The sequence below is a fragment of the Allorhizocola rhizosphaerae genome (assembly GCF_003426775.1).
Classification (GTDB): domain Bacteria; phylum Actinomycetota; class Actinomycetes; order Mycobacteriales; family Micromonosporaceae; genus Allorhizocola; species Allorhizocola rhizosphaerae.
The window spans coordinates 1-17327 of sequence record NZ_QJUG01000019.1; the positions used below are offsets into that span (position 1 = coordinate 1).

Sequence of the window (17327 nt, forward strand, 5' to 3'; positions counted from 1 at the left end):
GGTGGGACCGGGCGCGGCGAACCCGTGGGCTTGTGCGGGTTGGCTCCGTTCAGGCGAAGCCGTCCGTCTGTGGCGCGGGTGGGACCGGGCGGGGCGACCCCGTGGGCTTGTGCGGGTTGGCTCCGTTCAGGCGAAGCCGTCCGTCTGTGGCGCGGGTGGGACCGGGCGCGGAGCGATCCGGCCCCACCCGCTGCCGAGGAAACTCAGTTAAGCGGTGTGACGTAGGCCACTGGGCGCACGCGGGGGACCGTTCGGCGCAGGGTCACGCAGCTATCCAGATCATGCCTTCACGCACGCCGTTAGGCCTGCCTAACGTGCGCGAAACGTATCTGTTTCTCCGAGGCGGTGATCATCCATGGCTCCCGAACCGTACGTCGATGTACAGCGGTCGCCGGAGTTCGCAAGCTTACGAAAGGCGTTGCGCGGGTTTGTCTTCCCGATGACCGTCGCGTTCTTCCTTTGGTATGCCCTATACGTCGTTTTGTCCGCTTACGCCCGTGGTTTCATGAGCACGAAGCTCATCGGTGAGATCAACGTGGCGTTGGTGTTCGGGTTGCTGCAGTTCGTCACCACGTTCCTGATCGCGTGGCTGTACGAGCGGTACTCCTCGCGCAAGCTCGACCCGCTGGCCGAACAGCTGCGCAAGCGGATCGAGAACGGCGAAAAGATCGGGGCGGCCAAGTGACCACGCGCACCCTGACCATCATCCTGTTCCTGCTGTTCGTGGCGGCCACGCTGGCCATCACGATCTGGGCGAGCCGGCAGACCCGCACGGCCAACGACTTCTACGCCGGCGGGCGCTCGTTCTCCGGGTTCCAAAATGGAATGGCGATCGGCGGCGACTACATGTCGGCCGCGAGCTTCCTGGGCATCGCGGGCATCATCGCGCTCAACGGCTACGACGGGTTCCTGTATTCGATCGGGTTCCTGGTCGCCTGGCTGGTCGCGCTGCTGCTCGTCGCCGAGCTGCTGCGTAACGCCGGCCGGTACACGATGGCAGATGTTTTGGCCTTCAGAATGCGGCAGGTACCGGTCAGGACGGCGGCAGCGGTTTCGACGGTCACCGTGTCCATCTTCTACCTGCTGGCCCAGATGGTAGGCGCGGGCGCGCTCGTCGCCCTGCTGCTGGGGATCAAGCCGGGCGAGACGTTCCTCGGGATGGACGACACCACGGCCAAGATCGCGACGATCATCATGGTCGGCGCGCTGATGATCGTCTACGTGGTGGTCGGTGGCATGAAGGGCACCACGTACGTCCAGATCGTCAAGGCGTTCATGCTGATGATCGGCGCGGCGCTGATGACCATCCTCGTGCTGGCCGCCTACAAGTTCAACCTGTCGGCGCTGCTCGGTGATGCGGCGGTCAAGAGCGGCAAGGGCGACGCGTTCCTCAACCCCGGTCTGGTGTACGGCAAGGAAGTTGCGGGCAACGCGTTGCAGACGTTCTACAACAAGATCGATCTGCTGTCGCTCGGTATCGCGCTGGTGCTCGGCACGGCCGGCCTGCCGCACATCCTGATCCGGTTCTACACCGTGCCCACGGCCAAGACCGCACGGCGCAGCGTGCTCTGGGCGATCGGCATTATCGGCGCCTTCTACCTGATGACGCTGGCCCTCGGGTTCGGCGCGGCCGCGCTCGTCGGCGGGCAGGCGATCCGCGCACAGAACCCTGGCGGCAACACGGCCGCGCCCCAGCTGGCCGAGGCGTTGGGCATCCGATTCCTCGGCGGTACGTTCGGCGGGAGCATGTTCCTCGCGGTGATCGCGGCGGTGGCGTTCGCGACCATCCTCGCCGTGGTCGCGGGCCTCACCCTGGCGTCGTCGTCCTCGCTGGCGCACGACTTCTACGCCAACGTGGTGAAGAAGGGCACCGCCACCGAGCGGCAGGAGGTCGTCGTGGCACGGGTCTCGGCCATCGGCATCGGCGCGGTCTCGATCGTGCTCGGCATCCTGGCCCGCGACCTGAACGTGGCGTTCCTTGTGGCGCTTGCCTTCGCGGTGGCGGCATCGGGCAACCTGCCCGCGATCCTGTACAGCCTGTTCTGGAAGCGGTTCACCACGCGCGGGGCGACGTGGGCCATCTACGGTGGCCTGGGCTCGGCCGTGTTGCTGGTGTTCTTCTCGCCGGTGGTGTCGGGCCCGACGTCGGTCGTGTTCAAGACCGCCGACTGGGCCTGGTTCCCGCTTTCCAACCCCGGCATCATCTCCATCCCCCTCGGCTTCTTCTTCGGCTGGCTCGGCACGGTTCTTTCCAAGGAGCCTGCCGATGAGGAGAAGTACGCCGAAATGGAGGTGCGTGCCCTCACGGGCGCGGGCGCTCACTAAAAACGCCGCCCTCCCCCGCCGCTGCCTTCCCGTCTCCCTACCGGGAAGGCAGCGGTTTTTGGCAGGATTAATTTGGTTGCGGGTCGGGGTGGCCGTGACGAAGGTGGCGGGATGGAGATCCGTCAACTCGATCCGCACGATGAGCCCCAAGCACGGCAGTGGTATGAGGCGCTCTATGAAGGGGCCGCCGCGGGCCGGGTGGCTCCGCTTGTCGTGAGTGAGACCGCGCTGCTCACCTCGTTGCGCAGCAACGATACCAATCCCGGCTATGACCGCTGCGGCTTCGGCGCCTGGGAGGGGCCCAGATGTCTCGGCACCGCGATGGTGGATCTGCCACGGGCGGACAACACCCATTTCGCCGAGATCGACATCAACGTGCGGCCGGAAGACCGGGGGCGCGGTGTGGGGGCGGCGCTTTACGATGCGGCGCTGGCGATGGCGCGGGCGCAGGGCCGGACACTGGTCTGGAACGAGGTCTATGTCGCGCCGGGACTGTCGCTTTCGGACAGTCCCGGGGGCAGGTTCGCGTTGGCGCGCGGCTTCGCCAGCAAGCACACCGAGGAGCGGCTGCTGCTGGAGGTGCCGCTCGACGAACCAACACTGGCGGGGCTGGAGCAGTCGGCACAGGCCAAGGCCGACGGTTATCAGGTGGTCGGCTGGCACGGCATCGTCCCGGCACGCTGGCTCGGGGCGCTCGCCGAGATGCAGACCCTCATGACGCACGATGTGCCTTCGGGGGACAGCGATCGGGAGCCGATAACCCTTGCCCCCGAACGAGTGATGGCATCACAGACCCGGATGATCGAGCAGGGGTACGGCTTGCTCACGACGCTGGCGCTGGACTCGGCGGGGAGGCCTGCGGCATACACCGAGATGTATGTGACGGCGGATCGCGAAAACGTCCACCAGGACGACACCTTCGTGCTGCGCGCCCATCGCGGGCACCGGCTGGGCACGCTTGTCAAGGCGGCCAACCTGCGCCTGCTCGCGGAGCACTATCCGGGAGCGCGATATGTGCACACCTGGACCGCCCACGTCAACGATGCGATGCGGGCAATCAACGAGCGGTTCGGGTTTCGGGCGGTGGAGACCATGCACGAGGTGGAGGCGGTCTATCCAACATAATTGCTTTTGTCGGGGTACGGGAACGCGTTGACCTGGCAGCCGTTGAGTGCGATGGTCTGCGTCTGCATGACCGGCGCGAGCTGGCCGGAACCCGGGCACTTGACGTGCGAGAAGCCCAGATAGTGCCCGGCCTCGTGGTTGATGACCATGTGCCGGTAGACGGTGAGGCTGCTGAAGTGTGGCACGCCATAGGTCCAGCGGCGCAGGTTGATGAACAGGTTGTCACCGTTGCGGCACGAATACTGGTTTTGCGTGTCGACACCGGCCGATGCGCACAGGCGATCGGTCGTGTTGGGTGTGGTCAGGCGCACCCGCAGGTCGGCGGCGTCGCAAGTGGACACCCGCTGGAACATCCAGCGCTGCGAGGCGATCCAGCTCCGCTCGTCGGCCAAAATGACGTCCACAACGGAGGCGAAGCTCGCGGGCGTGAACGTGGTGATACCGTCCTCGACCTGAACGCAGTATTGCTTCAGCACGCCCGCGGTGCCGGCCACGCTGGTCCCGCCCGGTGCGGTCTGGCTGAACGTGCCCTCGCCTTCGAGCAGGACATCGGGCTGCTTCGGCGCGGGAGACGAACGCTTGGGCGACGGCTTCGGTGAGCGGCTCGGCGAGGGGGACGGAGAGGGCGAGGGTGAGGGCGACTCGACGACCGGCTCGGGCGACGGGATCGCCGATGGCGTAGCGCTTTGCGAAGCGGGAGCCGGGGTCGGCTGTGCCGCGGGCGCGCCCCGCGACGAGCAGGCCGCGATCAGGGCGGCGGTGGTCAACAGCAGCGCGCCGACGCGGATCTTCACTCGCGACAGCGTACAGATTTCCCACCGCCGCACCGCTGACCCGTTCGGCCCATCCTTGCCCATGCTTTCGAGTGGTTATGGTGACCCGGGTTTGGCGGTCATCAACGTGGTTTGCCTTGCTGCGCCTTGGTTTCAGTCGCCTCCGCCTCCGTTGCTGCGGCTCAGGTGAGCGGGCGGATGCCGTCGGGGAACGGACCGCCGGCGAGCAGGGCGGTGCCGGTGTCGGCGAGCGCGGTGAGGGCGGCGCGGTGTGGCGATGGGCCGAAGGAGAGCCGGGCGACACCGAGGGATTCCAGCTCCGCATTGGACGGCATGCCGGGCATGCCCATCAGGCTGACCTTGCGCTCGCCGATCCCCTCGACCAGCCGCGCGATGGTGTCGCGGTGGCGCGCTCCCGGCACGAACACGCACGCCGCACCCGCGTCGAGGAACGCCCGCCCGCGCGCGATCGCGTCGTCGACGTCGCCCGGCCCGCTGAGGAACTGGTCGGTGCGCGCGTTGAGCACGAACCCGGGCCCGCCCGCCTTGACCGCCGCCTCCACCGCGGCGACGGCTTCTGGCAGCGGCCTCATGGCGTCTTCGAGGTTGGCCCCGACCACGCCCGCGTCGACCGCCCGCCGGATGGTGGTGTCGACGTCGCCGTAGCCCGCCTCAAGGTCGGCGGTCACGGGCAGGTCGACCGCCGCGGCGATGCGCCCGACGGTGTCGAGCATGAGGTCGGGCGGGATCTGCTCGCCATCGGGATAACCGTGGGCTGCGGCGATGGCATAGCTTGCGGTCGCGATCGCCGCGCAGCCCGGCAGGTCGGCCACGACCTTGGCACTCGCCACGTCCCACACGTTGACCAGGACCAGCAGGGACGGATCGGTGTGCAGGCGGAGCAACTCACGCGCTTTGTCGTTCATGAGCGAACACTAACCCGGCCCTACGACATTTCCTGGCCGGACCCGGACTCCTCCATCGAGCCTAGGTCTGTATGATACAGATTCATGACAGGTCCGCGCTTTCAGCAGCTCGCGGCCGAGCTGCGCGAACGCATCGCGCTCGGGGATTACGCCCGTTCCGGTGCGCTCGACAGCGAGGCGGAGCTCGCCCGGCGTCACGGCGTGAGTCGTGTCACCGTGCGCCGGGCGCTGGAGGATCTGCGCGACCAGGGCCTGATCGCCGCGCGCAAGGGCTCGGGGTGGTTCGTGGTCTCAGGTGTCGCGTTCGGACAGTCGCTCGCGCTGGGCACGTTCCGCCACGCCAAATCGGCGGTCACCGTCCCGCTCGTGCGCCGGGTCAACTCCTACGAATACGTGCCCGCACCGGCAGACATCGCCCGGCTGCTGGAGGCGGCGTCCAAAAGCGAGCTGTTGCGCGTCGGCAGCGTGCGGCACGCCGGAAAGTCCCCGTTGGACGCCGTCGTCGAGTGGGTCCCGCTGGAGTTCGGCGCGCCGGTCAGCCGGGCCGAGGCCGAGGACCCGGGCGTCTGGGAGACGCTGCGCCGGCACGGCCACACCATCGACCTTGTCCGGCAGAGCATCACGGCCACCGCCGCGAGCGACTCGACCGCTGAGCTGCTGGAGACCCAGCCGGGCACGCCGCTGCTGCTCGTGCGGCGCCTGGCCATCGCACGCAACCGCCCGCTGGCCCTGTCCGAGCACCGCTATCTAGGCCACCGCTTCCGCCTCGACGTGGAGTTCCACGGCTGGCCGAGCCCCGACCCACCCGGCATATCCGAAACCGAATAGGAGCAACGCCATGCGCATCCTCGTCACCGGAGCCGCCGGTTTCATCGGCACCAACTTCGTGCACCACTGGGTCTCCCGCCATCCGGACGACCATGTCGTCGCGCTCGACGCGCTCACCTACGCCGGCAACTTGTCCAATTTGGACCCCGTGCGCGACCGCGTCACCTTCGCCCACGCCGACATCGCGGACGCCGGGGATCTGCTGCGCGAGCATCGGATCGACGTCATCGTGAACTTCGCCGCCGAATCACACAACAGTCTCGCGGTGCTGGATCCAGAAAGATTTTTTAAAACCAATGTTCTGGGTACCCAGAAACTGCTCGAAGCGGCACGACGGGTTGGGGTGGCGCGCTTTCATCACGTGTCCACGTGCGAGGTGTATGGCGACCTTGCGCTGGACGATCCCCGTGCCTTCACGGAGGAGTCACCCTATCGGCCGCGCACGCCCTACAACGCGAGCAAAGCCGGGGCCGACCACGCCGTCCGCGCCTATCACGAAACATTCGGCCTGCCGGCGACGATCAGCAACTGCGCCAACAACTACGGGCCCTACCAGTTCCCCGAGAAGGTGATCCCGTTGTTCATCACGCGGGTGCTGTGCGGGCTCCCGCTTCCGGTCTATGAGTCCAGTGCCAACCGGCGCGAGTGGTTGCACGTCAGTGACCACTGCACCGCCATCGAGCAGGTGTTGCTGCACGGCCGCGTCGGCGAGACCTACAACGTGGGCTCGGGCTTCGAGGTGAGCGTCGCCGCATTGGCCGAGTGCATCCTCGACCACCTGGGCCTGCCGCGCACGCTGATCGAAACCGTGCCCGACCGCCCCGGCCACGACCGGCGCTACCTGCTCGACTCCACCAAGCTGCGCACGGAAACGGGTTGGAGCCCGGTCATCGACTTCGATGCCGGGCTCGCAGCCACCATCTCGTGGTACCGGTCCAACCGCGATTGGTGGGCTCCTCTGCTGGAGAGGTCGTTGGTCAAGGAGCACGCTTGGACGGCATCATCGCGCTGACGCCTTCCGCTCCTTGCGCATCTTGCTGCCGAGGCGGTAGCGCTTGGCCTCGTCGATGAGTTCGCGCTGCCGCTGGTGGGCCATTTCGATCACTGCTTCCGGGTAATTCAACATGCACCAATACTCGGCCGCGCGGCGCTCGCGGCCATCGGGAGCGCTTACCTATCTTGTGCGCGACCCGTGCCCACGCACGCCCTAGGTATACCTAGACCCGTGGTGGGTGGGCCCACGCGGCGGGCTGCTCGCGCATGACACGGACGAAGGCGGCCAGTCCGATCAGGAGGGCCTCGCGCTCGGCGGGGGTCATGGCGTCGACCCAGCGAACGTAGCTGTCGTGGAAGGCGGCGCCCATCTCCCGGTGCATGGCCCGGCCGCGATCGGTGAGGCGCAGGCGGTAGATGCGGCGGTTGACCGGGTCGCGCTCGCGCACGAGCAGGCCCTTGCGCTCCATCTCGGCCGCCATCCGGCTGACCGAACTCTTTTCCAGGCGCAGCCGCTCGCCCAGCTCGCGTTGCGAAAGCGGGGTGTCGGTGTCGAGCTCGTGCAGGGCGAAGGCCTGGGACATGGACACGGGCTGTCCCGGGATCGCGCTCTCCGGCTGCAGCATGCCACCGGCGCGCACGAGCTGCATGAATAGCTCGTGTAGCCGTACCGCCGAATCCATGGTTGCACTTTACAACTCTGACGGCGTAGCCTATGGATAGTTGTAAGATACAACTCTGGGGGATCGCATGCACAAGCATCAGCACCGGCATCAGCGCAACATGCCGCACGTCTTCGCCGGCCGCGGCAGCCGCATCTACAACTTCTTCGCACACACCGTGTTTCGCGGCATGTATCGTCGGCTCGCGCGGGACGTCGCCGCCAACGCGCCGCAGGGCGCCGAGGTGCTCGACATCGGCACCGGGCCGGGCATGCTGCTGGCCGAGCTGGTCCGGATCCGGCCCGACCTCAGGCTGACCGGCATCGACCTGTCGCCCGACATGGTCGCGGCCGCCGCCCGCAACGCCGGCCCGCAGGTCACGGTCAAAGTCGGCGACGTGACCAACCTGCCGTTCGACGACGGGTCCTTCGACGTGATCGTGTCTTCGTTCAGCTCGCACCACTGGGACGACCCGGAGGCGGCCGCACCGGAGCTGACCCGCGTACTGCGTCCGGGCGGCAAGGCATACATCTACGATTTCCGGTTCGCCCCGTTCGATGTGCTCGACGCGGACGGGCCGCGCACGCGCGTCCGCACGGGCATCCCGTTCTTTCCGCGCTGCATCAGGCTCACGGTCTCCGCTAACGTCTAGGCGTGGTGATTGTGGTGTGCGGGGTGGCCGGGAGCGGAAAGACGACCATCGGCACGCTGCTTGCCCAGCGTCTGGGCGTGCCCTATGCCGACGCCGACGAGTTCCATCCGGAGTCCAACCGGCGCAAGATGGCCGCGGGGATGCCGCTCACCGACGTCGACCGGCTGCCGTGGCTCGAAGCCATCGCGGCCTGGATCGACGAGCGCGTCGCGGCCGGCGAGAGCGGTGTGACCTCGTGCTCGGCGCTCAAGCGGGCCTATCGCGACCTGTTGCGCGAGGGCCGCCCGCAGGTGCGGCTGGTGTTCCTCGACGTCGACCCCGAGGTGATCCAGGAGCGCCTGCGGCACCGGCACGGGCACTTCTTCCCGCCGGACCTTGCCCGCAGCCAGTTCGCGGCGCTCGACCGGCCCCACGAGGACGAGCGGCAGGTGATCATGGTCGATGGCAACCTGCCGCCGGATCAGGTGGTCGACACCATCTTGGCCAAGACATAGGTGGCGTGGGTGGCCCGCTCGTCGCCCAGCGCCATGAGCGCGAACAGCTTCTCGTGCCAGCTGCCGGCCGCCTCGACGCGCCGCTTGAGCACCGGGGTCGCGGCGAAGTCGAGCACCACGAAGTCGGCCTCGTTGCCCACGTTGAATGAGCCGATGACGTGTTCGAGGCGCAGTGCCTCGGCCCCGCCCAGCGTGGCGAGATAGAAGGCGCGCCAGGCGGTGAGTTTGTCGAACGGCAGAGGTTCGCCTTGGGCTGGGCGGACGCCCGGCAGCGGTTCGATCGGGGCGACTGTCGTGAGTGGAGGGTGGTGGCCGAGGTATTCGCGGGCTCGCATGGCCTGTGCCTGGTAGGCGGCGCCCATGGTGTGCAGGATGGAATAGCTCGTGCCTGCCCCGCAATCGGTGCCAAGGCCGACGCGGATGCGGGTGCCATCCTTGGATTTGAGCGTCTCGTACAGGTTGTGCGTCCCGCTGCCCAGGAAGAAGTTCGACGTCGGGCAGAACGCGATCGACGCGCCATGCGCCCGGAACAGCTCCCGGTCCCCCTCGTTGATCTCGCAGCAGTGTGCGAACAACGCCCGCTCGCGCAGCAGCCCACCATTGGCCACATACGCCTGCGTGTAGGTGGGTGTGCCGAACCGTGCGCGGACGATCGCCTCCTCTTCGAGGTTTTCCGACAGGTGAGTCTGCAGCCACACGTCGTGCTCGTCGAGCAGCTCACCGCACATCCGGAGCATCGCGGGGCTGCACGTGAGCGCGAAGCGCGGCGTCACGGCATAGCCCAACCGGCCCTTTCCGTGCCAGCGCTCGATCAGCTCGACGGTGTCGCGGCGGGCCGACTCCACGCTCGCGTCGTCTTGGTTGCCGCCGTGGGAGGACCCGTCCTGCACCACCTTGCCCGTGATCATGCGCAGGTCGCGGGCGTGCGCCTGGCGGAAGAAACCCTCGGCCGACTCCTTCGGCGTGCTTGACCACACCATTGCCGTGGTCGTGCCGGCCGCGAGCAGCGTGTCGAGGAAGAAGCCGGCGACGCGCTCGGCGTGGGCGACATCGTCGAACCGGGCCTCGGCCGGGTACACGTAGCGGTCAAGCCACTGCAGCACCTGTTCGCCGTGACTGGCGATCGCGTCCATCTGCACGTAGTGGACGTGCGTGTCGATCATGCCGGGCAGGATGAGCTTGCCGCTGTAGTCCACGACATCGTCGAACTGGCCGCGCCACGGCTCGACCGCCGCGACATGACCGTCATCCGTGGTGACAAGCACGCCATCGGGCAGCAGGCGCACGGCGTCTGGAGGCGGCTCCAGCGTTGCCCCCGGATCGCCCGTGAAATCCAGTATCGTGCCCCGGAACGCCCGCACAACGACCAAGATAGTGCAGGTCGGACAAAACTCCGTTCAGGCGAAGCCGTGATCTTGCCGTTGCCGAAAAATTACGGCCTACACGCCGCCGTATGAGTGGAGTCCATCGAAGAAGAGGTTGACGCCGAACAGGTTCATCAGCATCGTGAGCCAGCCGACGACGGCGATCCACGCGGTCACACGCCGCTTCACACTGGGCGTGGCGCGGGCGTGCAGGTAGGCGGCATACACGATCCAGGAGATGAACGCCCACGTCTCCTTGGGATCCCAGCCCCAGTAGCGGCCCCACGCCGCCTCGGCCCAGATCGCGCCGGCCGCGACCGCGAACGTCCACACCGGGAACGCGAAGGCGTGCATGCGAAACGACAGCCGCTCGACGGTCTCGGCGTTGGCCAGGAACCGCCCGTATGGGTAGAGCCCGCCGCGCTTGCCCTCGTCGTATCCGCTGCGGATCAGGTACATGACGGATGCCGCGAACCCGACCAGGAACAGGGCCGACGACAGCGCGGCCGTGCCCACGTGCACCACGAACCAGTACGAGTCGAGCGCCGGCACCAGCGGGCCGACCGGCGTGTTGAGCACGACCATCGCCACGCCCGTCAGCAGCACCTGCACCAGCGTCACGAACAGTCCCAAGTGGACGGTCTCGCGCCACTTGACGACCACGCCGAGCCACACGAGCGTGCCCACGAGCGTGACGGTGAGCACGAACTCGTACATGTTGCCCCACGGCAGCCGGCCCGCCTCCATCGACCGCGTCACGACCGTGACAAGGTGCGCCAGCGCGGCCAGCACGGTGAAGGCGACCGCGTATCGGCCAAGCTGGACAGGCCGTGGCTCGGGATCGGTGGTCGGCTCGGCGACGGTGTAGCCGCCCTGCCGCGTGATCGGCCCGTCCTGCGACCCGCCTGCATGCACGAGCTCCGGCTCGCGCGCCACCGCGCGTGCGACCGCGCCGCGCCGGCCGAACGCGTAGTCGGCGGCGTGCGTGAGCATCGCCGCAAGGTACAGCAGGACGGTGATTATGAGGACGTTGTCGGACACCTGGTCAACCTCGCAAACTCTTCCGCGAACCCCGGGTAGTCGGTCTTGGGAAGCCCGCCCGCCTCGGCGGAGCCGTCCGGGTGCAGTCGCCACCACACCCTACGCCGCCTGCCATAAAGCGACAGCGGCAGCCCGATCACCAGCAGCGCGGCGCCGGCGAGCACGATGGGCGTGCCCGGGTCGTGCCGGACGGAGATGGTGATCCACGGGCGGGTGCCGAGAAACTCCACCCTGCTGCCGTCTTCGAGCGTCCAGCTCTCACCCTTGCGCAGGATTTTGGCCTCGCCCATCTGCTTGAGCCGGTCCTTGTCCAATGTGTACACCGACTTGGCGAGCCCGGCGTCCAGGCCAAGGTCGCCGGAGTAGGCGAGCAGGATCAGCTGCGGGTCGTTCTCGGCCGGGTGGGTCGACCGGCCCATCGAGGCGGTCGGCAGGTACAGGCCCTCGAAGCCGATCTGCTTGGTCTTGTCGCTGCCGTTGGCGTCGGGGAACGCGGCCACGCCCTCGCTGGTAAGCATGCCGTCGACCGGCAGGAACGGGCTCACCGTGGTCTGCGTGCGCCCCTGCGCGTCGGTGTATCGGATCTCCAGCGCGTAGCCCTGCCCGAGCAGGTAGACGTTGGCCCCGTCGAGGCGCAGCGGCCGGTTCACGCTGAAGGAGAGTCCACCGTTGACCGTGGCATCGAAGAACTTCGGCACCCCATTGTCCTCATAGGACACATCAAAGTCGTTGAGCTCCAAGCAAAACCGGGGCAGATCGCTGGCCGACACGCGTGGCCCGAGCCCATAGTCGTCGTATTGCTGGAGCGTGTTGCAGAACGCCTGATCCGACCCCTGCACCAGCAGCCGGTTGGCGTGCCAGCCCCACTGCGTGCCGATCCCGACTCCCACGAGCACGAGCAGCAGCGCCGTGTGGAAGAGAAGATTTCCGGTTTCTTTGAGGTACCCGCGCTCGGCCGCGATGGTCACCGTGCCGTCAGGATGCTCGCGCCGCCTGACCCGCCACCCCTTGAGTTGTGGCTCAGGATGCGAGTCGAGTTTGGCGTAGGCGGGCAGGCGCTGCATGCGCATCGGCGCGTCCGGCGGCGGCTTGCGCAGCGCGCGGACCTGGTCGCGCAGGCGCGGCACGACGCACCCGATCAGCGACGTGAACAGCAGCAGATAGATCGCCGAAAACCACGGCGAGGCGAACACGTCGAACGCCCACAGCCGGTCGAGCACTGGCGCGAGCTTTGGATTGGCGTCGAAGTAGCCCCGGACGTCCTCCATCTTCACCGACCGCTGGGGCAGCACGGAGCCCGGAATCGCCGCCACGGCGAGCAAAAACAGCAGGATCAGCGCCGTGCGCATGCTGGTGAGCCAGCGCCAGCTGTTGCGCAGAAAAGCCAGGGGGCTCATATGCCGATGCTTCCCGCGCCGACGGTCGCCCGCAGCCACGTGATGAACTCCGACCACGCGCCGGTCACCAGCGCCAGCCCGACGACGATCAGCATGACCCCGCCGATCCGGGTGACCCATCGCGAATTACGCCGGATCGCCTGCACCACACCGGCCAGCCGGCGCATGCCGAGGCCGAAAATCAAAAACGGAAGACCAATTCCGATGCAGTATCCAATAGCGAGCACGACGGCCCGCCCGGTGTTGCCGCCCACGCCTGCCAGCCCGAGCACCGCGCCCAGGGTCGGCGACAGGCATGGGACCCAGCTCAGGGCGAACACCGCGCCGAAGACCGGCGCGCCCAGCAGGCCCGCCCGCGGGAGGTGGTGCACCCGCCACTCGTTTTGCAGCCCCGGAATCAGGCCCAGGAACGCCACGCCGAGCACGATGATCAGCGTGCCGACCGCGATCTGCACGACCCGGTCGTGCTGCACCAGCAGCCGCCCGGCCTGCGCCGCGAGCACGCTGATGGTGATGAACACCGCGGCGAAGCCGGCCGTGAACAACCCCACCCCGGCCACCACCCGGCCCGGGCGCGGGTCGTCGAGGTCGGCGCCCACCAGGCCGGTGACATAGGCCAGATAGCCCGGCACGAGGGGCAGCACACAAGGCGAGAGGAAGCTCACGAGCCCGGCCAGCGCCGCGATCCCCAGCGCGACGATCAGTGGCCCACCCGTGACGAGGTCGGTCATGACCGGCCCGCGACCTCGTCGACCAGCGCGCGCAGCTCATCCTTGAGGATCGCCTTGCGGATCACCGCGGCGATCCTGCCGTCGCGGTCGATGATCAGTGTGGCCGGAACCACATTCGGCGGGACCTGAACGAACTCCAGCGCGATCCGCCCGGCCGGGTCGAAGATGCTCGGGTAGGACGCGCGGTCCGCGTCGAAGGCGAGCGCCTTGTCCTTCTCATCGCGGGTGTTGATGCCGATGAACTCCACCTGGGGCAGATCCTTGTGCACGGCCTCCAGGTCGTCGGCCTCCACCCGGCACGGCCCGCACCAGCTGGCCCAGAAGTTGATGACGACCACGCTGCCGCGCTTGCTCGCGAGGTCGTAGGTGCCGCCGCCCTCCAGCAGCTCGCCCGTGACAGCGGGCGCCGGCACGCGCTTGTCGGGCTCGTATTTGACCACCGGGCCCGCGTCCTGCTCGGTGCACCCGGCGGCCGCCAGCATCAGCGACCCGGCCAGCCCGAAGGTGAGGAGTTTGCGGAACACGAAGACATCATGCCCCGCGGCCGACACCGGGTCCCAAGTGGGCCGCCGGTTCCGAGTATGTGATCTGGGTCAACGTCCCGTCGTCGAAGGTCAGCGACGTGAGGCTGGCCAGCCCGCACTGCCGGGTGCGCGGGTCGTGCCACAGCCGCCCGCGCGACAGGCTCCGCCGCACTGTCCAAATCGGAAGCTGGTGGGAGACCAGCACGGCCTCGTGCCCGTCGGCCTCGGCGCGGGCGGCGTCGACCGCCTGGGCCATGCGCCGGGCGATGTGCCGGTATGGCTCCCCCCAACTGGGCCGGAACGGGTTGCGCAGCATCCACCAATTGCGGGGCGAGCGCAGCGCGAGGTCGACGCGCAGCCCTTCGAACAGGTTGTCGCTCTCGATCAGCCGGGGATCGATCACGATGGGCAGGCCGAACTGCTCGGCGATCGGGAGCGCGGTCTCCTGCGCTCGTTCGAGCGGGCTGGCCACCACGTAGGTGATGTCGTGCCCGGACAGCGCGGTCGCGACCGCCTTGGCCATCTGCTGGCCCAGCTCACTGAGCTGGTATCCGGGCAGGCGCCCATAGAGCACACTGCTCGGGTTGTACACCTCGCCGTGCCGCAGCAGGTGGACGACTGTTCTCACGTGCCGCTCACTTCGCGGCCGCCGCTGCGTCCGCGCGACTGGCGCACAGCGGACCTCACTTTGCGGCCGCCGCCGCGCGGGCCGCGATCGGGAGCGCGGCCGCGATCCGGTCCATCGCCTCGTCGTTGATCGCGGTGGACACGAACCACGCCTCGAACGCGCTCGGCGGCAGATAGACGCCCTGGGCCAGCATGCTGTGGAAGAACGCCGCGAACGCCGCCACGTTCTGCCGCTTAGCCACGGTGTAGTCGGGCACGGGCCCTTCCACGAAGAAGATAGAGAACATGTTGCCGGCACTCGACAGGTGATGCGGCACCCCGGCGGCGGTCAGGGCCTCGGTGGCCAGGGCCGAGACGCGGGCGGCAGTGTCGTCGAGCCGCGCGTAGGTGGCGTCGGTGGCCAGGCGCAGCGATGCGAGGCCCGCGGCACAGGCAAGCGGATTGCCCGACAGCGTGCCCGCCTGATAGACCGGCCCGGCAGGGGCCAGGCGCGACATGATCTCCTCGCGGCCGCCGAATGCCGCAGCCGGAAGCCCGCCGCCCATCACCTTGCCGAACGTCCACAGATCGGCATCGACCGGCTCCAGGCCGTGCCAGCCCGCACGCGACACGCGGAAGCCGGTCATCACCTCGTCCATGATCAGTAGCGCGCCGTGCCGGTGGGCGAGCCGCGCCAGGCCCTCGTTGAACCCCTTCGCAGGTGCGATCACACCCATGTTGCCCGCGGCCGCCTCCGTGATGATGGCCGCGATGTCTTGTGCTGCAAGGGCTTCCGCCACGGCGTCAAGGTCGTTGTAGGGCACGACAATGGTCTCGCTCGCGGTCGCCCCGGTGACGCCCGGCGAATCGGGGATCGCCAGCGTCGCCACCCCGCTGCCCGCGGCGGCGAGCAGCCCGTCGACGTGGCCGTGGTAGCAGCCGGCAAACTTGATCACCTTTGTCCGGCCGGTGAACCCGCGCGCCAGCCGGATGGCCGACATCGTCGCCTCGGTGCCGGAGCTCACCAGGCGCACCTGATCGACGGCCGTCCGCTCGACGATCTCCTCGGCCAGCTCGACCTCGCCGGGTGTGGGCGTGCCAAAGCTCGTGCCGCGCCCGGCCGCCTCGCGCACCGCCTCGACGATCGTCGGGTGGGCGTGCCCGTGGATCAGCGGACCCCAGGAGCACACCAGATCGACGTAGCGCCGGCCGTCGGCGTCGTACAGCCACGGGCCCTCGCCGCGCAGCATGAAGCGCGGCGTGCCGCCGACGGACTTGAACGCGCGCACGGGCGAGTTCACGCCGCCGGGCACGATGGCCATGGCACGCTCGAACAGCTTCTCGGACGCCGGGGCATCCGCCGGGTACTCAGCGGTCACGTCAAAATTCTGCCAGACCTGTGACCGTGCTATGGACGCCGCTGCAGGCCCCCACAACCGGGCGCCTGCTTTCCCCCGCACTTGGCGCCGGCTTCCATGGGCATGCCCTTACCCGGCGGCCGCTCTCCAGCGGGCACGCTGCGTGGCGGTCGCAGGTGCTTCGCGGCGGGCGCCGCAGGCCCACAGGGTGTTGACCATGAAGCTGGCGCCACGACCCGCCGCCGAACATGGACGTAAGTTCATGATCGACGCGAAACGGGGCCGGGTTAGGGGTGGCGGTAGGGGCCGACGACCTCCCGGAGGTGGTGAGGGGCGGCCTGGACCACGGCCGTGCCGCCGCGGGCCAGCAGGATCTCTCGCGCGGCCTCCAGTTTGCTGATCAGGCGGAGGGGCGGGAGGTCGCCCGGCAGGCACGCCCAGCCGAGGCCGCTGCCCATGCTGCCGCGCACGGGCACGGTCGCGCCCAAGGCCCCGGCCAGCGCGTCATGCACCGCGTGCAGCTGGCCGTCGGGCGTGTGCAGGCGCAGCGCGACCTCGCCGAGGCGGAACGGATATCGGCCCCACCACGCGGGCGGATGCCCGCTCGGCTGGGCGTCGTCGAGCCCGATCCGGCGGGCCAGCTCTCGGGTGCGGTGATGCACGCTGACCGACGAACCCTCGAACAGCATCGACACCGCGCCGCCGGGCGGGGCGGTTGGGCCGAGGCCGCCGCGCCTGCCTGACGTGCTCGGCAGGTCGATCTCGACCGCGGCCGGGGCCACGTTGGCGGCCGTGATGTCCTCGCGCAGGCCCGCCAGCCGGATCGGCTCGGGCAGCGGGAACGTCACCCACAGCCGCGCCTCGGGCAGGGGATGGGTCTGCAGGGTCACGTCGACCACGCAGCACGCCGGATGCGGCCAGCCGGGATAGGCCCAGCGCAGGTCGCACACGCTGCCGCCGAGCAGCTGCACCCGGTCGGCGACGCTGGTGATCGTGCCGTCGGGCAGGACCACAGTCGCGTCGGTGACCAGCGCGGCGGGCGGGCCGAACCAGTGGGCGAGCGGCCCGGTCTCGCCGGTGACCATGATGCCGCCGAGCGTGGCCCGCGCGGACGGCGGGTCGAGCGCGAGCCGCCGTCCGTGGACGGACAGCTCCTGCGCAATGACGTCGATGCGCACGCCCGCGCCCACCGTCACGCACGCGGTTTGCGTGTCGTAACGTCGATGATCGAACGCGCTCAGGTCGAGCAGGATGTCGACGACCGGCGGCAGGTCCAGCCAGGAAAGCTTGCTGCCACCGCCGCGCGGGAGCAGCACGAGATCGCGCGCGTGCGCGATGCGCATGAGACCGCGCAGCTCAGAAAGATCTTGCGGCACGCCGACGTATCGAACGGCCGAACCCGCCAGTTGGTCGGCCAGACCGCCCTCACGACAGGATGGGAGGTCGAATGTGCTCAACAAATTGCCTCACTCTCCCGCACACGGCTTTACGGGAATTAGAACATGTGTACGAACAAGGATGGTACAGC

General features: G+C 68.5%; 19 protein-coding genes. 7 read left to right on the top strand and 12 right to left on the bottom strand.

Annotated features, from left to right (window positions below):
• The first annotated feature begins 355 nt into the window (after positions 1 to 355).
• From DM816_RS05760 to DM816_RS05770, 3 genes are all read left to right on the top strand, one after another.
• Positions 356 to 685, top strand: coding sequence for a DUF485 domain-containing protein (locus DM816_RS05760; protein WP_117209025.1), 330 nt, complete (start codon positions 356 to 358; stop codon positions 683 to 685).
• A complete protein-coding gene (locus DM816_RS05765) occupies positions 682 to 2325 on the top strand; it encodes a solute symporter family protein (protein WP_211588558.1) in 1644 nt (547 codons plus the stop codon). Before DM816_RS05760 ends, DM816_RS05765 begins: the two co-directional genes overlap by 4 nt.
• 111 nt (positions 2326 to 2436) lie before the next feature.
• Positions 2437 to 3450, top strand: a complete 1014-nt coding sequence (locus tag DM816_RS05770) for a GNAT family N-acetyltransferase (RefSeq protein WP_117209028.1) — start codon at positions 2437 to 2439, stop codon at positions 3448 to 3450.
• Here the strand turns inward: DM816_RS05770 and DM816_RS05775 are convergent.
• The gene (locus DM816_RS05775) at positions 3438 to 4244 is read right to left on the bottom strand and encodes a DUF3152 domain-containing protein (RefSeq protein WP_162907146.1); all 807 of its coding nucleotides are present in this window, start codon (positions 4242 to 4244) and stop codon (positions 3438 to 3440) included. The genes DM816_RS05770 and DM816_RS05775 overlap by 13 nt on opposite strands.
• Before the next feature lie 161 nt (positions 4245 to 4405).
• Positions 4406 to 5149, bottom strand: a complete 744-nt coding sequence (locus tag DM816_RS05780; RefSeq protein ID WP_117209032.1) for an isocitrate lyase/PEP mutase family protein — start codon at positions 5147 to 5149, stop codon at positions 4406 to 4408.
• A gap of 84 nt (positions 5150 to 5233) precedes the next feature.
• On the opposite strand from DM816_RS05780, the gene DM816_RS05785 reads away from it, so the two are divergent.
• Together DM816_RS05785 and rfbB are read left to right on the top strand one after the other, a co-directional pair.
• The gene (locus DM816_RS05785) at positions 5234 to 5977 is read left to right on the top strand and encodes a GntR family transcriptional regulator (protein WP_117209033.1); all 744 of its coding nucleotides are present in this window, start codon (positions 5234 to 5236) and stop codon (positions 5975 to 5977) included.
• Between the two features lie 10 nt (positions 5978 to 5987).
• Positions 5988 to 6989 (top strand): dTDP-glucose 4,6-dehydratase, encoded by a 1002-nt coding sequence (gene rfbB / locus DM816_RS05790; RefSeq protein WP_117209035.1) that lies wholly within the window; start codon positions 5988 to 5990, stop codon positions 6987 to 6989.
• On the opposite strand, the gene DM816_RS45165 is transcribed toward rfbB, so the two are convergent.
• Together DM816_RS45165 and DM816_RS05795 are read right to left on the bottom strand one after the other, a co-directional pair.
• Complete coding sequence (locus DM816_RS45165) at positions 6978 to 7103, bottom strand: hypothetical protein (protein ID WP_281274298.1); 126 nt, start codon at positions 7101 to 7103, stop codon at positions 6978 to 6980. The two genes, rfbB and DM816_RS45165, sit on opposite strands and share 12 nt — an antisense overlap.
• Positions 7104 to 7194: 91 nt before the next feature.
• Positions 7195 to 7653 carry a MarR family winged helix-turn-helix transcriptional regulator gene (locus tag DM816_RS05795; RefSeq protein WP_117209037.1) on the bottom strand — a complete coding sequence of 153 codons (459 nt, stop codon included), beginning with the start codon at positions 7651 to 7653 and terminating at the stop codon, positions 7195 to 7197.
• A 67-nt stretch (positions 7654 to 7720) separates the two neighbouring features.
• On the opposite strand from DM816_RS05795, the gene DM816_RS05800 reads away from it, so the two are divergent.
• Both DM816_RS05800 and DM816_RS05805 read left to right on the top strand, forming a co-directional pair.
• Positions 7721 to 8284 carry a class I SAM-dependent methyltransferase gene (locus DM816_RS05800; RefSeq protein ID WP_117209039.1) on the top strand — a complete coding sequence of 188 codons (564 nt, stop codon included), beginning with the start codon at positions 7721 to 7723 and terminating at the stop codon, positions 8282 to 8284.
• 2 nt (positions 8285 to 8286) lie between these two features.
• Complete coding sequence (locus tag DM816_RS05805; RefSeq protein ID WP_117209041.1) at positions 8287 to 8778, top strand: gluconokinase; 492 nt, start codon at positions 8287 to 8289, stop codon at positions 8776 to 8778.
• Here the strand turns inward: DM816_RS05805 and guaD are convergent.
• From guaD to DM816_RS05845, 8 genes are all read right to left on the bottom strand, one after another.
• A complete protein-coding gene (gene guaD / locus DM816_RS05810; RefSeq protein ID WP_162907147.1) occupies positions 8745 to 10139 on the bottom strand; it encodes a guanine deaminase in 1395 nt (464 codons plus the stop codon). The genes DM816_RS05805 and guaD overlap by 34 nt on opposite strands.
• Positions 10140 to 10217: 78 nt before the next feature.
• On the bottom strand, positions 10218 to 11135 hold the full coding sequence (ccsB, locus tag DM816_RS05815; protein ID WP_117209107.1) for a c-type cytochrome biogenesis protein CcsB: 918 nt from the start codon (positions 11133 to 11135) through the stop codon (positions 10218 to 10220).
• A gap of 26 nt (positions 11136 to 11161) precedes the next feature.
• Entirely contained in the window at positions 11162 to 12580 is a 1419-nt protein-coding gene (gene resB / locus DM816_RS05820) for a cytochrome c biogenesis protein ResB (protein WP_117209044.1), read from the bottom strand.
• Positions 12577 to 13311 carry a cytochrome c biogenesis CcdA family protein gene (locus tag DM816_RS05825; RefSeq protein ID WP_117209046.1) on the bottom strand — a complete coding sequence of 245 codons (735 nt, stop codon included), beginning with the start codon at positions 13309 to 13311 and terminating at the stop codon, positions 12577 to 12579. Before DM816_RS05825 ends, resB begins: the two co-directional genes overlap by 4 nt.
• Positions 13308 to 13793, bottom strand: coding sequence for a TlpA family protein disulfide reductase (locus DM816_RS05830; protein ID WP_117209109.1), 486 nt, complete (start codon positions 13791 to 13793; stop codon positions 13308 to 13310). The genes DM816_RS05825 and DM816_RS05830 overlap by 4 nt, the downstream gene beginning before the upstream one ends.
• Positions 13794 to 13842: 49 nt before the next feature.
• Positions 13843 to 14463 carry a histidine phosphatase family protein gene (locus DM816_RS05835; protein ID WP_117209048.1) on the bottom strand — a complete coding sequence of 207 codons (621 nt, stop codon included), beginning with the start codon at positions 14461 to 14463 and terminating at the stop codon, positions 13843 to 13845.
• A 55-nt stretch (positions 14464 to 14518) separates the two neighbouring features.
• Complete coding sequence (gene hemL, locus DM816_RS05840) at positions 14519 to 15820, bottom strand: glutamate-1-semialdehyde 2,1-aminomutase (protein ID WP_117209051.1); 1302 nt, start codon at positions 15818 to 15820, stop codon at positions 14519 to 14521.
• 266 nt (positions 15821 to 16086) lie between these two features.
• The gene (locus tag DM816_RS05845; protein ID WP_162907148.1) at positions 16087 to 17256 is read right to left on the bottom strand and encodes an FAD-binding oxidoreductase; all 1170 of its coding nucleotides are present in this window, start codon (positions 17254 to 17256) and stop codon (positions 16087 to 16089) included.
• Between the last annotated feature and the right edge of the window lie 71 nt (positions 17257 to 17327).